At 64.5% G+C, this 14,730-nt stretch carries 15 protein-coding genes; 7 read left to right on the forward strand and 8 right to left on the reverse strand.

The genetic code is table 11. From position 1 onward, the window contains the following. Positions 1-8: 8 nt before the first annotated feature. The gene (serB, locus tag BLS91_RS07620; protein ID WP_233206223.1) at positions 9-662 is read right to left on the reverse strand and encodes a phosphoserine phosphatase SerB; all 654 of its coding nucleotides are present in this window, start codon (positions 660-662) and stop codon (positions 9-11) included. Further along, positions 659-1,903, reverse strand: a complete 1,245-nt coding sequence (locus BLS91_RS07625; protein WP_092340126.1) for a glucose-1-phosphate adenylyltransferase — start codon at positions 1,901-1,903, stop codon at positions 659-661. The genes serB and BLS91_RS07625 overlap by 4 nt, the downstream gene beginning before the upstream one ends. An 80-nt stretch (positions 1,904-1,983) precedes the next feature. Between BLS91_RS07625 and glgA the strand changes: the two genes are divergently transcribed. The 3 genes from glgA (at position 1,984) to BLS91_RS07640 (ending at position 4,448) form a co-directional block, all read left to right on the forward strand. Continuing rightward, positions 1,984-3,165 carry a glycogen synthase gene (glgA, locus tag BLS91_RS07630; RefSeq protein WP_092340214.1) on the forward strand — a complete coding sequence of 394 codons (1,182 nt, stop codon included), beginning with the start codon at positions 1,984-1,986 and terminating at the stop codon, positions 3,163-3,165. Between the two features lie 80 nt (positions 3,166-3,245). Further along, entirely contained in the window at positions 3,246-4,028 is a 783-nt protein-coding gene (locus tag BLS91_RS07635) for an ABC transporter ATP-binding protein (RefSeq protein WP_092340127.1), read from the forward strand. Positions 4,029-4,196: 168 nt separating this feature from the next. After that, the gene (locus BLS91_RS07640; RefSeq protein ID WP_092107894.1) at positions 4,197-4,448 is read left to right on the forward strand and encodes a type B 50S ribosomal protein L31; all 252 of its coding nucleotides are present in this window, start codon (positions 4,197-4,199) and stop codon (positions 4,446-4,448) included. 83 nt (positions 4,449-4,531) lie between these two features. Here the strand turns inward: BLS91_RS07640 and BLS91_RS07645 are convergent, their stop codons facing one another. The 4 genes from BLS91_RS07645 to treS all read right to left on the reverse strand — a co-directional run bounded on the left by BLS91_RS07645 (position 4,532) and on the right by treS (position 8,585). Next, positions 4,532-5,218, reverse strand: coding sequence for an exonuclease domain-containing protein (locus BLS91_RS07645; RefSeq protein WP_092340128.1), 687 nt, complete (start codon positions 5,216-5,218; stop codon positions 4,532-4,534). 92 nt (positions 5,219-5,310) lie between these two features. Next, positions 5,311-6,024, reverse strand: coding sequence for a GAF and ANTAR domain-containing protein (locus tag BLS91_RS07650; protein WP_092340129.1), 714 nt, complete (start codon positions 6,022-6,024; stop codon positions 5,311-5,313). A gap of 43 nt (positions 6,025-6,067) precedes the next feature. Beyond that, positions 6,068-6,697, reverse strand: a complete 630-nt coding sequence (locus tag BLS91_RS07655; protein ID WP_244288009.1) for a GAF and ANTAR domain-containing protein — start codon at positions 6,695-6,697, stop codon at positions 6,068-6,070. Between the two features lie 190 nt (positions 6,698-6,887). Then, entirely contained in the window at positions 6,888-8,585 is a 1,698-nt protein-coding gene (gene treS / locus BLS91_RS07660) for a maltose alpha-D-glucosyltransferase (RefSeq protein WP_092340131.1), read from the reverse strand. Between the two features lie 116 nt (positions 8,586-8,701). Between treS and BLS91_RS07665 the strand changes: the two genes are divergently transcribed. After that, complete coding sequence (locus tag BLS91_RS07665) at positions 8,702-9,637, forward strand: alpha/beta fold hydrolase (protein ID WP_092340132.1); 936 nt, start codon at positions 8,702-8,704, stop codon at positions 9,635-9,637. Continuing rightward, positions 9,634-10,707, forward strand: coding sequence for a glycosyltransferase family 4 protein (locus tag BLS91_RS07670; protein ID WP_092340133.1), 1,074 nt, complete (start codon positions 9,634-9,636; stop codon positions 10,705-10,707). The genes BLS91_RS07665 and BLS91_RS07670 overlap by 4 nt, the downstream gene beginning before the upstream one ends. A 169-nt stretch (positions 10,708-10,876) precedes the next feature. On the opposite strand, the gene BLS91_RS07675 is transcribed toward BLS91_RS07670, so the two are convergent. Both BLS91_RS07675 and BLS91_RS07680 read right to left on the reverse strand, forming a co-directional pair. Further along, entirely contained in the window at positions 10,877-11,530 is a 654-nt protein-coding gene (locus BLS91_RS07675) for a histidine phosphatase family protein (RefSeq protein ID WP_092340134.1), read from the reverse strand. A 6-nt stretch (positions 11,531-11,536) separates the two neighbouring features. Continuing rightward, a complete protein-coding gene (locus tag BLS91_RS07680; RefSeq protein ID WP_092340135.1) occupies positions 11,537-12,490 on the reverse strand; it encodes a Sir2 family NAD-dependent protein deacetylase in 954 nt (317 codons plus the stop codon). Positions 12,491-12,621: 131 nt separating this feature from the next. On the opposite strand from BLS91_RS07680, the gene BLS91_RS07685 reads away from it, so the two are divergent. Continuing rightward, entirely contained in the window at positions 12,622-13,431 is an 810-nt protein-coding gene (locus BLS91_RS07685; protein WP_092340136.1) for a TrmH family RNA methyltransferase, read from the forward strand. A 53-nt stretch (positions 13,432-13,484) separates the two neighbouring features. Beyond that, a complete protein-coding gene (locus BLS91_RS07690; RefSeq protein ID WP_092340137.1) occupies positions 13,485-14,726 on the forward strand; it encodes a D-alanyl-D-alanine carboxypeptidase family protein in 1,242 nt (413 codons plus the stop codon). Positions 14,727-14,730: the final 4 nt, after the last annotated feature.

Consider the following 14,730-nt stretch of genomic DNA (forward strand, 5'->3'; position numbering starts at 1 on the left):
GGGTCGCGTCAGCCGCGCAGACCGAGCAGCGGCAGTACCTGGCTGAGATTGCAGTTCTCGATTACGAGGTCGGCCTCACGCTTCACCCGCGGCTTGGCATTGAACGCGACGGCGAGTCCGGCCGCGTCCATCATTCGCAGGTCGTTCGCGCCGTCGCCGACGGCGATCGTCTGCGACAGAATGATGCGGCGCTGGGCGGCCCATTCACGCAGGGCGACGGCTTTCGCCTCGGCGTCGATGATCGGGCCGAGCACCCGTCCGGTCAGGTAGCCGCCTTCCACTTCGAGTCGGTTGGCCCGCCAGTGGTCCAGGCCCAGGTCGGCCGCGAGCGGGTCGAGCAGCTCATGAAAACCGCCGGAGACCACCCCCACGACGCCCCCGGCGGCGTGAATGCCGGCGATCAGTTCGTGCACTCCCTCGGTCGGGCGGATGCGCCGCCCCACCTCGGCGAAAACGGTGTCCGGAAGCCCCGCCAGGGTCAAAACCCGTTCGCGTAGGCTGTCGGCGAAGTCGAGTTCGCCGCGCATCGCGCGCTCGGTGACGTCGGCGACGAGTTCACGTGAGCCGGCGGCATCCGCCAGCAGTTCGATCACTTCGTCCTGGATCAGGGTGGAGTCGGCGTCGAGCACGACCAGAAAAGTTGATGCGGAGCTAAGGATCACGGAGTAACGAGCACGCCCTTACCGACGACGGTGATGCCGGATTCGGTCACGCTGAAGCCGCGTGCCAGGTCACGATCGCGATCGACACCGACCGTGGCACCGGGCTCGACGATGACTTCCTTGTCGAGGATTGCCCGGCGCACGATCGCTCCCGGGCGGATCTGCACGCGGTCGAACACGATGGAGTCGACGACTTCGCAGGCCGAACCGATCGAGGTCCACGGGCCGAGAACGCTGCGCTCGATGTGTGCGCCCGAGATGACGCAGCCGAGGGAAACGATCGAGTCGATCATGGTGCCGAGGGCGCCCCGTCCGTCGCGGACGAATTTCGCCGGCGGAGAGTTCAGCTGCATGCTGAAGATCGGCCACTGCTGATTATACAGGTTGAATACCGGAAGGGCCGAGATGAGGTCCTGGTGGGCTTCGAAGAACGAATCAATGGTTCCGACATCGCGCCAATAGTACCGGTCGCGATCGGTGGAACCGGGGACCTCATTGCGCTGCAGATCGTACACGCCGGCATCCCCGCGAGAAACGAAATCGGGAATGATATCGCCGCCCATGTCGTGACTCGAGTCGGTACGCTCACCATCGCGCAGCACCGCCTCGATCAAGGCATCGGTGTTGAAGACATAGTTGCCCATCGAAGCGAACACTTCGTGCGGGGCGTCGGCGAGCCCGACGGCGTCCTTGGGCTTCTCGCGAAAGTCCAGGATGCGATCGGGAGTGGCGGCATTCACTTCGATGACGCCGAACTGGTCGGCCAGGCCGATCGGCTGGCGAATGGCGGCGACCGTGGCTGCCAATCCCGACGCGATGTGGGCGTCGATCATCTGACTGAAGTCCATGCGGTAGACGTGATCGGCACCGACGACGACGACGATGTCGGGTTTTTCATCATGAATGAGGTTCAGGCTCTGCAAAATGGCATCGGCCGATCCGCTGAACCAGCGTTTGCCAAGGCGCTGCTGCGCCGGCACGGAGGCTATGTACGAGTTGAACAACCCGCCGGAGACGTGCCAGGTCTGGGAGACGTGGCGGTCGAGGCTGTGTGACTTGTACTGGGTCAACACTACGATCTGGGTGACGCCGGAATTGATCAGATTGGACAGGGCAAAGTCCACCAGGCGGTAATGCCCGCCAAAGGGGACGGCGGGCTTGGCCCGGTCCTCGGTCAGCGGCATTAGCCGTTTTCCCTCGCCACCGGCGAGAACGATTCCAAAGATCTTCTTGGCCTTCATGTGTACAGAGTAGGGCCAACCGGGCAGGTCGACTAGCACCGCGGGGTGTGGGTCGGGCCCGGCTGCGCTACCTTTGCTCCATGCGAGTGGATCTGATGACCAAGGAATACCCCCCGGAGATCTACGGGGGAGCGGGCGTGCACGTCACAGAGCTCGTGCGAGCGCTCCGTGAAGACATTGCCGTGTCGGTGCGGTGCTTTGGCGCGCCGCGCTCGGATATCGACACCTTTGCCTATGCGGTACCCGCGCAGCTGGTAGACGCCAACGCCACCCTGAGTACCCTCGGCGTCGACCTGCAAATGGCCCAGGACGCCGCTGGAGCCGATCTGGTGCACTCTCACACCTGGTACGCCAATGCGGCCGGACACCTCGCGAAGATGCTGCACGGTATTCCGCACGTCGTCACCGCCCACAGTCTTGAACCGCTGCGCCCGTGGAAAGCGGAGCAACTCGGCGGCGGCTACCGAGTGTCGAGCTGGATCGAAAAAACAGCCTTTGAAGCAGCGGATGCCGTCATCGCCGTCAGCGACGGCATGCGTCGCGACATCCTACGTAGCTATCCGGCACTCGATGCGAGACGGGTGCACACCGTCTACAACGGCATCGACCTCGAGCGTTGGAAACCGACCCCGAACGAAGATTTTGTGCGGAGCCTGGGGATTGACCCTAACCGGCCATCCGTTGTCTTCGTCGGTCGCATCACCCGGCAGAAAGGGCTGCCCTACCTCTTGCGCGCCGCCGCCCTGCTGCCGCCCGAGGTGCAGCTCGTGCTGTGCGCCGGTGCGCCCGACACCCCGGGGATCCTGGCTGAAGTGTCGGCTGGTGTCGTGGCCCTGCAACGCGAGCGGTCCGGTGTGGTCTGGATCAACCGGCTCCTCGCCCAGCCCGAGCTTGCTGCGGTACTCACCCACGGCACGGTCTTCGTTTGCCCGTCCATCTACGAACCCCTCGGAATCGTCAACCTCGAAGCCATGGCCTGCTCACTCGCAGTCGTCGGTACCGCAACCGGCGGTATCCCCGAGGTCGTCGCCGACGGCCAGACCGGGCGGCTGGTACCGATCGAGCAGCTCACCGACGGCACCGGCACCCCGCTGCACCCCGATCAGTTCGTCGCCGACCTCGCCCGAACACTCACCGAAGTTGTGAGCGACCCGGCCCGCGCCGCCGAAATGGGACGCGCCGGTCGTCTGCGCGCCGAGCGGGAATTTGGCTGGAGCCAGATCGCCACCCGCACTCGGGAGATCTACGCCTCGCTGCTCTGACGGGCCGTAGGGGGGTCGGGCTCGCCATTGGGGCGGGCCCGACGTCTTTCTGCACTGGCCCCGCCCGATAACATGGCTGTATGGTCAACGTTCTGCATTTCACCGACGTCTCGGTCGTCCGGGGTGGCACCATCATCCTCGACTCAGTGAATTGGAGCGTCGATGACGACCAACGGTGGGTCATTCTCGGCCCGAACGGAGCCGGCAAGACCACGTTGCTGCAGATCGCCGCGGCTTTCATGCACCCGTCGACCGGTCAGGCCGAAGTGCTCGATGAGACGCTCGGTGGAACGGATGTCTTCGAGTTGCGGCCCCGCATCGGGTTCGCCTCGACCGCCATGGCGCGCAAGGTCCCGGTCCAAGAAAAGGTCCTCGACGTTGTCATGACGGCGGCCTATTCGGTCACCGGCCGGTGGAACGAGGAATACGAAACCATCGACGAGCGACGTGCCCAGCGCGTGCTGCAGGAGTGGAATCTCGACCACCTCGCTGACCGCAAGTTCGGCACGCTGAGTGACGGCGAACAGAAGCGGGTGCAGATTGCCCGCTCGGTCATGACCGACCCCGAAATTCTTTTGCTGGACGAGCCCGCTGCGAGCCTCGATCTCGGCGCCCGGGAATCGCTTCTTCAGCTGCTCAGCGGTTTTGCCCAGGAACCCAACTCCCCGGCCATCATCATGGTCACCCACCACGTCGAAGAGATTCCGCTCGGATTTACCCACGTGCTGTTGCTGTCGGGCGGCAAGGTCGTCTCAGCCGGGCCTATTGCCGAAGCGCTGACCGCCGAAGCCCTGACCGAGACTTTCGGCCTCGCGGTCGAACTGTCCGAGACCGACGGCCGCTACTCTGCGCGTGCGGTCTGAGCTCAGACTCCCGGCAAAGGCGGTCGATCACGCGCTCTTTCTGCTAAAGTAAGTGGCTGGCCATCTGGCCAACCAGCTTGTCGTCGTCCCAGACGGCGGGGCCCAACAATCGAACAGCACTGTGACCAGTTACAAGTCTGTTCACCAGAAGTGCAAAAGGAAATCTTCATGAAGTCTGACATCCACCCCGAGTACGCTGCGGTCGTGTTCCGCGACCTCGCCTCCGGCGCGACCTTCCTGACCCGTTCGACGGTCTCCAGCAAGAAGACCATCGAGTGGGAAGACGGAACCACGTACCCGGTCATCGACGTGGAAATCTCCTCCGAGTCTCACCCGTTCTACACGGGCAAGCAGCGCATCATGGACTCCGCCGGCCGCGTGGAGAAGTTCAACTCGCGCTACAAGGGCTTCGGCAAATAGCACCAGGTACTGCAAGCACTAGGTACTGCAAGAAAAGCGACCAGCCCAGGCTGGTCGCTTTTTTGTGTCTGTTCCGATCTGCGTCAGCGCTGGGGCCAGGCGGTGTCCGCTAGAAATTCGGGGTCGCGACCGCGCCGCATGTACTCCTGAAAACTTTCGGCCTGCTGGCGGTACCAAGTGACCTGCAGCGCGTGCATCTCGTCGAGAGTGGCGGGCAGAGCACCCTCGTGGGCCCGGTGAATGGCCTGGGCGACACGACCGGCGGCGATCGCATCGGCTCCGGCATCATGGGCATCGTCCAGTGAGACACCATAGAACGCGCTGGTGACCTCGAGGGTGCGCTTGCCCTTGCGATACTTATCGACGGCCTTGTCGATGACCAGGGGATCGACGACGGGACTGGGGGAGTCCAGCGGGACGATGCCGTAGCGCAGGGCTTCACGATCGAGCAGGGTGAGGTCGTAGGGGGCGTTGTAGGCCACGATGGGCAGGCCGTCGCTCAGATGCCCGCGCAGGGCTGTGACGATCTCGGCTACAGCCTCCGCGGCGACCCGACCGTGCTCTACGGCCTGCTCTGTCGTGATGCCGTGAACGCTGGTCGCTCCGGCCGGAATGTCAATGCCCGGATCGACCAGCCAATCGATGCGTTCCACGGCGGTACCGCTCGCGTCGAGAACGGCGACGGTGGCCGACACGATGCGGCAGGTTTCCACGTCGATTCCGGTGGTTTCAAGGTCGAATACGGCGAGGTGATCGCTCCAGGTGCTCATACTTCCACCCTAGGGGCGACCACCGACACTCTTCCGCGCCACCCAACGGTGCGGGCCGTGCTGTGAGGAACGGCGGGGTCCCGCGCGCGAAATCAGAGTTGAATACGCCGATTGATGACGTTCTCAGCGCTCTCACGCATTGTCTGGTTGCGGGCCCGAGCATCCGCTCGGAGACGCTTGAAGGCTTCGTCCATGTCAACCGTGCTGATCTGCGCGATGACGCCCTTGGCCTGCTCAATCAAAATGCGACTGTTTAGCGCCCCCATCAATTGCTCGTTGACGACGGCGTCCTCGCGCACCGTGCGTTCCTGCAGGATGCTGATGGTCGCGACATCGGCCATGGCCTGCCCGATCGCGGCGTCCTCGGGGGTGACGTCGCCGGTGACCTCGCGGAACAGGTTGAGGGCGCCGATGGTCCGGTTTCGTACCCGCATCGGAATGGCATGCACCGAATGAAACCCCTGCGACAGCGCGGCAGCCACGAAATCCGGGTACGTCTTGCTGAAGGCGGCGATGTCACCGAGGGTGACGACCTTGCCGGTGAGATAGCAGTCCACACAGGGACCGGCGCCAGCTTGCTGTTGGAGAACCTCGACGAGATAGCTTTCCTCGCTCGTGGAGGCAACGACTTGGAGTTCCCCGCTCGGATCGGCGAGCAGGAGCCCGGCCGCGGTCGCGTCGAGCAGTTCTACGCACTCCTCGACCAGTGTGTGCAGTACTTCGAGAACGTCATATTCGCCCACGAGGGTGTCCGTCAACTTCACGAAGGCGGCGCTCACCAGTGAGGCGCGATTCATAGTGACCATGAAGAAATCCTATGACCTTTTGTGGTATGTCGTCAGTTTTTACCTAGTCAGATTCCTGGCTGAATTGCAACCGCCTTGCGACCACGTCTCCCGCGACGGCGCGCACCGTTGTTCCGTGGGCGAAGGCGTGCGCGCGAAGCAGCAACAGGGCATCCGTCGGTGTGACGTTCATCTGCACCAGCACCATGCCGGTGGCCTGATGAATTTCCCGTCGCGACAGGGGCGACCCCGTGGAGGCCTGGGATGCCGTTGACGTCACGGAAGTTTCGCCTGCTTCGGCCGACTGCACCCGCAGCAAGTGGTCGAGCAGGTTCCAGGCGGTCTCGGTGGCCAGGACCAGCGCCTTGGCGCGGTCCGCGCGATCCAGTACTCCTGCTGTCGTGCTGTACAGCTCGACGATACCGACGTTGAGCGCTCCGAGAGTGAGCGGGAAAACGTACAGGGCCTCGACCGTCGTCTCCATCAGCGCGGTGTGAAAAACCGGCCACAGCGGATGCTCCGCCTCACGTACTCGAGGCTCCAAAACGGGCAGCCGGGTGCGAGCCGCCTCCCAACGGGGACCTTCCCCGAGATCGAACTGCAGCTCGTCGAGGCGAGCAGCGAGGCGATCGGTGGCACACACGATCGATTCGGGCACCGCACCGCCGAAAACAGAGACAGCAGCACCATTCACGGGTAAAAGGTCAAGAAAATGGGCGCACAGGGCTCTGTCCTCGACTCCGCCTTCTGAACTAGACCATTCAGCCACGACCGGCCTCCAGAGCGTTTGCGACAGATTGCTTATACCAAGCCTACGTCGCGCGCGCGAGCGCGACAATGACAGTTCACGCGAAGTTCGTCACGATGCCGAATGACCCACGCCCTCAGCCGCAGTGCAACCAATAGAAGCTCTGGGCGCCGAGGGTGAGTGTGAGCGAACCTTCCTCGTTGAAGCTGGGAAACACCGCACCGCCGAACAGGTCGTACAGCCGGGTTCCGGCCATGTCGACATCCTCGATGGTAAAGGCGACCGGGTTGTGCGAGAAGCTGAACACGCACATCACCGTTTCCGGCTGGTCGCCGAACATGGAGCCCGAGCCGGCGTAGCTGCGGGTGAACACGAGGACCGATTCGTGGGTGGTCTTGAGAACACGAATCTTGCCGAGTCCAAAGGTGGGATGGGCCTTGCGCACGTGGATGACATTGCGAATCCAGTGCAGCAGCGAACCGGACTGGGCCAGCTGGGATTCCACGTTGGTCTGCGTGAAGTTGTAGACGAGAGACTGCACGATTGGCAGGAACAGTTTGCCCGGGTCGGCATCGGAAAAGCCGGCGTTGCGGTCGGGGGTCCACTGCATCGGTGTACGGGAACTGTCCCGGTCGGGAAGCCAGATGTTGTCGCCCATGCCGATCTCGTCGCCGTAGTACAGAAACGGGCTGCCGGGTAGGGCGAACAACAGGGCGTGGGCGAGCTCCAGTTCGGCGCGCGAGTTGTCGAGCAACGGTGCCAGCCGCCTGCGAATGCCGATATTGGCGCGCATCCGTGGGTCGTAGGCGTACCAGCCGTACATGGCCTGCCGGTATTCCTCGCTGACCATTTCAAGGGTGAGCTCGTCGTGGTTGCGGAGAAACACGCCCCAGCCGGCGCCGTCGGGAATGTCGGTGGTCTCGGAGAGCACCCGCACGAGTTCGTTGGCCTGCTGCGAGCGCAGGGAATAGAAGATGCGCGGCATCACCGGAAAGTCGAACGCCATATGGCATTCCGGTTCGTCCTCGGTGCCGAAGAAAGCGGCGACTTCGCGCGGCCACTGATTGGCCTCGGCGATCATGACCCGGCCGGGATATTCACGATCGACCATGGCGCGGAGCCGCTTGACGAATTCGTGCGTCGGCGGTTCGCCCTCGCCGTTGCCCTCCTCGGATTCAAACAGGTACGGGATCGCGTCCAGCCGAAAGCCGTCGACACCGAGATCGAGCCAGAAGCGAATGACATCGAAGATGGCATCCTGCACGGCCGGGAGTTCGAAGTTGAGGTCGGGCTGGTGCGAGAAGAACCGGTGGAAGAAGAACTGGCGCCGCACCGGATCGAAGGCCCAGTTCGATTCTTCAGTGTCGGTGAAGATGATGCGAATATTCGGGTACCGCTCGTCGGTGTCGCTCCAGACGTAGAAGTCCCCGTACGGCCCGTCGGGATTCTCGCGGGACTGCTGAAACCACTCGTGCTGGTCGGAGGTGTGATTGAGCGGAAAATCGATCACGATGCGCATATTGCGTTCGTGCGCTTTGGTGACGAGGTCCTTGAACTCCTCGAGGGTGCCGAATTCCGGAAGAATGGTTCGGTAATCGGAAACGTCGTAGCCGCCGTCTTTCAGCGGGGAATTGAAGAACGGCGGAATCCACAGGGCGTCGATTCCCAGCCATTGCAGGTAATCAAGCTTCGACACCAGGCCGGACAGATCGCCGGAGCCGTCGGCATTGCTGTCGACAAACGAACGCACCATCACCTCGTAGAAGACGGCGCGGCGATACCACCGCGGATCGAGGGCCAAACCGGGCAACTGAATGGGTGCGGTAAAGCTCACGGCTTTCCTTCCGTCCCGGCAAAGGGCTCTCTCGATGCAAGTGGTGGCTAGAGTCTAGATCGACCATCCCGGTGCACGTCCAGCCTTGCGTAAGTCACGCGCCTAAACTAGGGCCGATGATCGTTTCTTCTCCCTACGACAAGCGTCTGCAGAGCCTCCCGGTACTCGCGCGCACCGCATCCGTTCCCGGCACCGACGGGCAGAGCAGTGACACGCGGTACTGGGACTACGGCGACCCCACCGCGCCCACAACGCTCGTGCTGGTGCATGGCTTTCGTGGCGACCACCACGGTCTGCAGCTGGTCGTGGCCGAGTTGCTCAGCGGCGACCCACACTCGCCGGCGCTGCGCATCCTGGCACCCGACCTGCCGGGTTTCGGCGACTCGGCCCCGCTCCACGACGGGGTTCATTCCCTCGCGGCGTATGCCCGCTGGCTCGAGGAATTCCTCGGCGTGCTCGCCCCGACCGGGCGGCTAGTGGTACTGGGCCATTCTTTCGGTTCGATTGTGGTCGCGGCGGCAGCCGCAGCGGGGCTGACCGCCGACGAGATCATCCTGGTCAATCCGATCGCCGCGCCGGCCCTGTCGGGGCCGCGCGGAGTGCTGACCCGGCTTGCTGTGTTCTACTACTGGGCAGCGGCGAAATTGCCGGAGCGCTGGGGCTACGCGCTCTTGCAGAACCGTGCCATCGTGCGCATCATGAGTGTCAGCATGGCCAAGACGCACGATCCGGCTCTGCGTCGCTGGATCCACAATCAGCACGACCGCTATTTCAGTGCCTTTGCCAACCGCCGGGTCGTCATGAATGCGTTCACGGCCTCGGTCAGTCACGACGTGAGCGAGTTCGCTGCCCGCATCCTTCAGCCGACTCTGCTGATCGCGGCCGACAAGGACGACATCACGCCACTCGCGGCGCAATATCGACTGCAGACGCTCTTTCCCAATGCCAGGTTGCGGGTTATCAACAACGTCGGGCACCTCATCCACTACGAACAGCCACAACCGGCCGCACTGTTCATCCGGAAATTCATGGCTGAGGAGCTGGCGCTATGAGAATTGTCGTCGACTGCCGTTACGTTCGCTTCGACCACCACGACGGCATCAGCCGCTACACGGCGGGGCTTGTGACCGAACTGGGCCGCCTGCATCCGCTCATGATGCTCATCAGCGACCATCGTCAACTCGACATGTTGCCTGCGCTGCCGTGGCAGCTGGTGCGCGCCCCGACCAGCCTGCTCGAACCACTCGTCGCGCTGTCGGTCAACCGGCTGAAGCCCGACGTCGTGTTCAGCCCGATGCAGACTATGGGTTCCTGGGGCCGCAAGTACCGGTTATTCCTGACCGTGCACGACCTTATCTACTATCGCAATCGCACGCCCCCGCGTGACCTGTCGCCGTTTATCAGGCTGCTCTGGCGGGTCTACCACCTCTCCTGGTGGCCACAACGGATGCTGCTGAACGGCGCCGACGGCATCGTGACGGTGTCCGAGACCACCCGTTCACTGATCAATGAGCACCATCTCACCCGGCGTCCGGTCACCGTGGTGCCGAACGCCGCCGACACCGTTCCGGGCATCCCGAGTCATCGGAGCATCGCGGAAACCACCCGCCTGATCTATATGGGCTCCTTCATGCCGTACAAGAACCTCGACACTCTCGTGCTGGCCCTGGCCGACCTGCCCGAGTACGAACTGCACCTGCTCAGCCGGGTGTCGGCGACCGAGCGAAACCGGCTGACCCGCCTGGCTCCGCAAGCCCGGCTGCTCTTTCACGACGGGGTGACCGATGAGGATTACCACGCCCTGGTGCGCTCGGCTACCGCCCTCGTCACCGCGTCGCTCGATGAGGGCTTCGGTATTCCCCTGGTCGAGGCGATGAGTTTGGGTATCCCCGTCGTGGTCAGTGACATTCCGATCTTTCGCGAGATCGGCGGCGACGCGGCGCTGTACTTCGACCCGCGCAGTGCCGATGCCATTACTGCGGCCGTTCGGAATCTCGCGGAGCCGGGGGAGTGGGCAACGCGCTCCGCGCTGTCGATCGAACAGGCGGCCCGCTTTACCTGGGCGGCGTCGGCCCGTACCCTGCTCGACGTGCTCGAGGGAACCGTTCCGACTACTCCGTAGCTGCATTTCACGCCGCACGGGAGCTGCGCAGTTGCGCGGGAGGCGCAACCCGCGCGCAGCGGCGCAGGTCGAGCGTCTCGCGTAGCGCTGGAGTTGTGGCCAGACCTGTTCTCCCGCGCACTGGCGCAAGTCCAGCGTGACACGTGGCATCCGTGCGGTTAGGAACAGGTCAGAGCACCGGGGAGGCTGCGGCCTCACCGCGGTCGCCGGGAGACCGGGTGGTCGCGTCGAAGTGGGTCAGCAGCAGCTGGTCGTTCTGCCACCGAAAATCGTGCACGGACCCGTTCGCGATGAATTCGCCGTGCCGGGGTCGCTCACCCTCGGTGACATGGCGCAACAGCGTGCCGATGATGCCGCCGTGGCTGAGCACGAGCACACGCTGCCCGGCTCGCCCGGCCGCCAGGGTCGCGAGGGCGGCGAGCACCCGATCAACGACATCGCGCCGAGTCTCTAATCCCGGAACAACGACACCATCGGGAAAGCGATGCTGACGCTCGGCGAAGGTGAGCCCTTCGATGGCCCCGTGGTGGCGTTCGGTGAGGGCGGGAACGATGAGTGGTTCGCTCAGTCCGAGCTCGGCCGCGATGATGTGGGCGGACTCAGAAGCGCGAAGGAGCGGGCTGCTCACGATGGCGTCCCAGCGCCGCGACTGCAACCGCTCGGCAGCAGCAGCGGCCTCGGCTCGCCCGGTCGCGTTGAGGGGGATATCCGTGCTGCCCTGGATGCGGTGATGCAGGTTCCAGTCCGTCTGGCCATGCCGCACGATCGAGAACGTGGTCGTCGCGGATTCACCCGACGGATCGGGACTTCGCTGGGCAGACACGCGCGGTCAGCCCAGCAGACGTTCGGCGAGTGCGGCGAGGGTTTCCGAGGTACCGGCCTCGAGCTTGTGCAGGGCACGCCCGTCACCCTTGGTCACGCCACGGTTGATGACGATGATCGGCAGCTTGCGCCGGCGTGCCTGTTCGACCAAGCGGATGCCGGAATTCACCGCCAGCGAGGACCCGGCCACGATGAGGGCGTCAGCGCTCTGGATCAAAGCGGATGCCTCCAGAAACGTTTCCGTCGGAACGAGTTCGCCGAAGAACACGACGTTCGGCTTGAGCATTCCCCCGCAAACCGTGCACGCCGGAACCACGAAGTCGTCGATATTCCCCACATCGGCATCGCCGTCGGGAGCGATCCGAATGCTCTCCGGGTCGCGGAGTACGGGGTTGTCCTTTTCCAGCCGCGCCGCGATGCTGTCACGGCCGAAGGCCTGACCGCAGGCCAGACAGATCACCCGGTCGAGGGAACCGTGCAACTCGACCACATGGCGTGAACCGGCGCGGGTGTGCAGGCCGTCGACATTCTGGGTGATCACTCCGGCAATGGCGCCGGCGCTCTCAAGCTGAACGAGCGAGCGGTGTCCCAGGTTCGGTTCGGCCTGGTGAAACACCCTCCAGCCCAGGTGGCTGCCGGCCCAGTAGCGTTTGCGGGACCGTTCATTGGCGACGAAGGTCTGAAAGTTCATCGGGGTTCGCGTCGGTGCGCCCGCGCCGCGATAGTCCGGAATTCCGGAATCGGTACTGAGGCCGGCGCCGGTGAGAACGGCGGCGCGTTTGCCGCGCAGCAGAGCGGCGACAGCATCCACTGCCCGTTCCGAATCGAGCGCGAGAGCGGAGGCCAGCGCTGCGGCGGTGTCGGGGGCGTCAGCGGGCTCAAGCGCGTCGACCAACACCGTGCCGTCCGCTGCTGTGCCGTGCGCAGCCGTGTCGCTGGGCTGGGCCGAATCGGCGGTCATCGGCGCTCCTTTCGTACCAGGGCGAGCAGAAACAGCTGCCCGTCCCTTGAGTCTAAACTCGTCTGTTTTCCGGTTTGACTACCCACCTGTCAGGCTTGAGCTCAACCACTCATCTCGGAAGGCACTTCTTCGTGCAGATCACCCGCATCACCGACCTGTCCAGCCCGGGTCTCGCCGACTATTCGCGTTTGACCGATGTCGCCCTCCGGCGTGTTCTCGAACCGGCCGGCGGCCTGTATATCGCTGAGTCACCCAAGGTGATCGCCCGGGCGTTGAACGCCGGACACCGACCACGGTCGTTGCTGATTCAGGAACAGTGGATGCCCGACGCCGAGCGGCTTCTGGCCGACTGGCCTGACGTGCCCGTCTACGTGGGTGAGGCCAGCGTGCTCGAGCAGCTCACCGGCTACAACCTGCACCGCGGAGCCCTCGCCGCCATGCACCGGCCGGCACTGCAACCGGTCGAAGCACTGATCAAGACGGCCCGCCGAATCGTGATTCTCGAGGACATCGTCGACCACACCAACGTCGGTGCCATCTTTCGTTCGGTGGCCGGGCTCGGCGCCGACGCCGTGCTGATCACGCCGCGCTGTGCCGATCCACTGTATCGACGCAGCGTGCGCGTGAGCATGGGCACTGTGCTGCAGGTCCCGTGGACCCGACTGCCGGAGTGGAGCGTGGCCACCCCGCTGCTGCACGCCGCCGGCTTCCGCCTGGCAGCACTGGCGCTAGCGGACAACGCGGTCCCGCTCGACGTGTTCGCCGAGACGACACCCGAACGGCTCGCCATCATCCTCGGCGCCGAGGGCGACGGGCTCAGCCAGCACGCGCTGGCCGCCGCCGACACGGTCGTGACAATTCCCATGCTGCACGGCGTCGACTCGCTCAACGTCGCCTCGGCAAGCGCGGTCGCACTCTACGCCCTGCGCGTTCGTGCGTGAACACCGGGGGCGACCGGACCGGTTTCACCCAGCGAAGAAGTTAGGCTGAACGGATGTCTCCCTCCCGGCGTGTCCTCCTCCGGCGCCGCAGGCTCGCCGTCTTCAGCATTCTCCTCGTAGTCGTGGGCGGTATCGGCTACGTCGGTGCCACCAACCTGGCCCCCGTACCGGCGAGCGCAGCCGATCTCGTTCAACCGGCAGCGCTCACCCAGCCGGTAGCTGCCCCGACCTGGCCGGCTTTTGGCGAGAGCGCCATCGGTGCGGTCGGCTTCCCGGGCGTTCTGGCCTCGAGCGGCGCTCAGGACACGGTACCGATCGCGAGCATCACCAAAATGGTCACCGCCCTCGTCATCCTGGACGCGAAACCGCTCGGAGCCAGCGAGGCCGGGCCGGACATCACGTTCACCGATGCCGACGTGGACATCTACTACGACGTGATCGCCGAGAACGGCTCGGTCGCTCCGGTCGTCTCCGGAATGGTGCTCACCCAGCGCGAGTCCTTCGAAGCGATGCTGCTGCCATCGGCCAACAATTACGCGGCCTCCCTCGCGGTATGGGCCTTCGGATCGATCGACGGCTACCTGGCGGCAGCGAAGACCTGGCTCGCCGCCAACGCCCTGACCCAGACCAGTGTGACCGACACCAGCGGCCTGTCCACGTCGAGCGTGAGCAGCCCGGCCGACCTCGTCGAGATCGGCAAACTCGTCGTCGGCCACCCCGCCCTCGCCGAAATCGTGGCCCTCCCCTCGGCGGTCTTGCCGGTCATCGGAACCATCACCAACACCAACAAGCTGCTGGGGCGCGATGGCGTCGACGGTATCAAGACCGGGACAACGGATGTCGCCGGCGCCTGCCTGTTATTCTCAACCGACTTCACCGTCGGCACCAGCACGGTCACCCTGGTCGGGGTGGTGCTCGGCGGTGACACGCACTCCGAACTCAACTCGGCGATCGCCGCGCTGATCGAGAGCGTGCAACCCGGTTTTCACGACGTCATCCTCGCCGAGGAAGGCGCCGTGTTCGGCAGTTATACGACCCAGTGGGGTGACGAGAGCGACATCGTGGCCGAGCGGGCAGCATCCGTGCTGGTCTGGTCGGACTCGCCGATCACCGGAGGGGTGACGGCAGAGGATGTGCAGCTCGGCCGGGCCGGGGACGAGGTCGGTACGGTGTCGTTCACGATCGGTGGGGCAACGCCGACGACCGTATCGGTGCCGCTCGAACTCCACCAGACTCTGGCCGATCCCGGTCCGGCCTGGCGCATGGGGCACCCCGGCAAACTCGCCGCCGGCTGACCCG

This window comes from Cryobacterium flavum (assembly GCF_900103805.1).
GTDB lineage: Bacteria > Actinomycetota > Actinomycetes > Actinomycetales > Microbacteriaceae > Cryobacterium > Cryobacterium flavum.

Coding starts and splice junctions, on each gene's coding strand:
- BLS91_RS07690 (WP_092340137.1), top strand. CDS start 13,485: ATGTCTCCCTCCCGGCGTGTCCTCCTCCGGCGCCGCAGGCTCGCCGTC.
- glgA (WP_092340214.1), top strand. CDS start 1,984: ATGCGAGTGGATCTGATGACCAAGGAATACCCCCCGGAGATCTACGGG.
- BLS91_RS07680 (WP_092340135.1), bottom strand. CDS start 12,490: ATGACCGCCGATTCGGCCCAGCCCAGCGACACGGCTGCGCACGGCACA.
- BLS91_RS07650 (WP_092340129.1), bottom strand. CDS start 6,024: ATGGTCACTATGAATCGCGCCTCACTGGTGAGCGCCGCCTTCGTGAAG.
- BLS91_RS07670 (WP_092340133.1), top strand. CDS start 9,634: ATGAGAATTGTCGTCGACTGCCGTTACGTTCGCTTCGACCACCACGAC.
- BLS91_RS07665 (WP_092340132.1), top strand. CDS start 8,702: ATGATCGTTTCTTCTCCCTACGACAAGCGTCTGCAGAGCCTCCCGGTA.
- BLS91_RS07640 (WP_092107894.1), top strand. CDS start 4,197: ATGAAGTCTGACATCCACCCCGAGTACGCTGCGGTCGTGTTCCGCGAC.
- BLS91_RS07635 (WP_092340127.1), top strand. CDS start 3,246: ATGGTCAACGTTCTGCATTTCACCGACGTCTCGGTCGTCCGGGGTGGC.
- BLS91_RS07625 (WP_092340126.1), bottom strand. CDS start 1,903: ATGAAGGCCAAGAAGATCTTTGGAATCGTTCTCGCCGGTGGCGAGGGA.
- BLS91_RS07645 (WP_092340128.1), bottom strand. CDS start 5,218: ATGAGCACCTGGAGCGATCACCTCGCCGTATTCGACCTTGAAACCACC.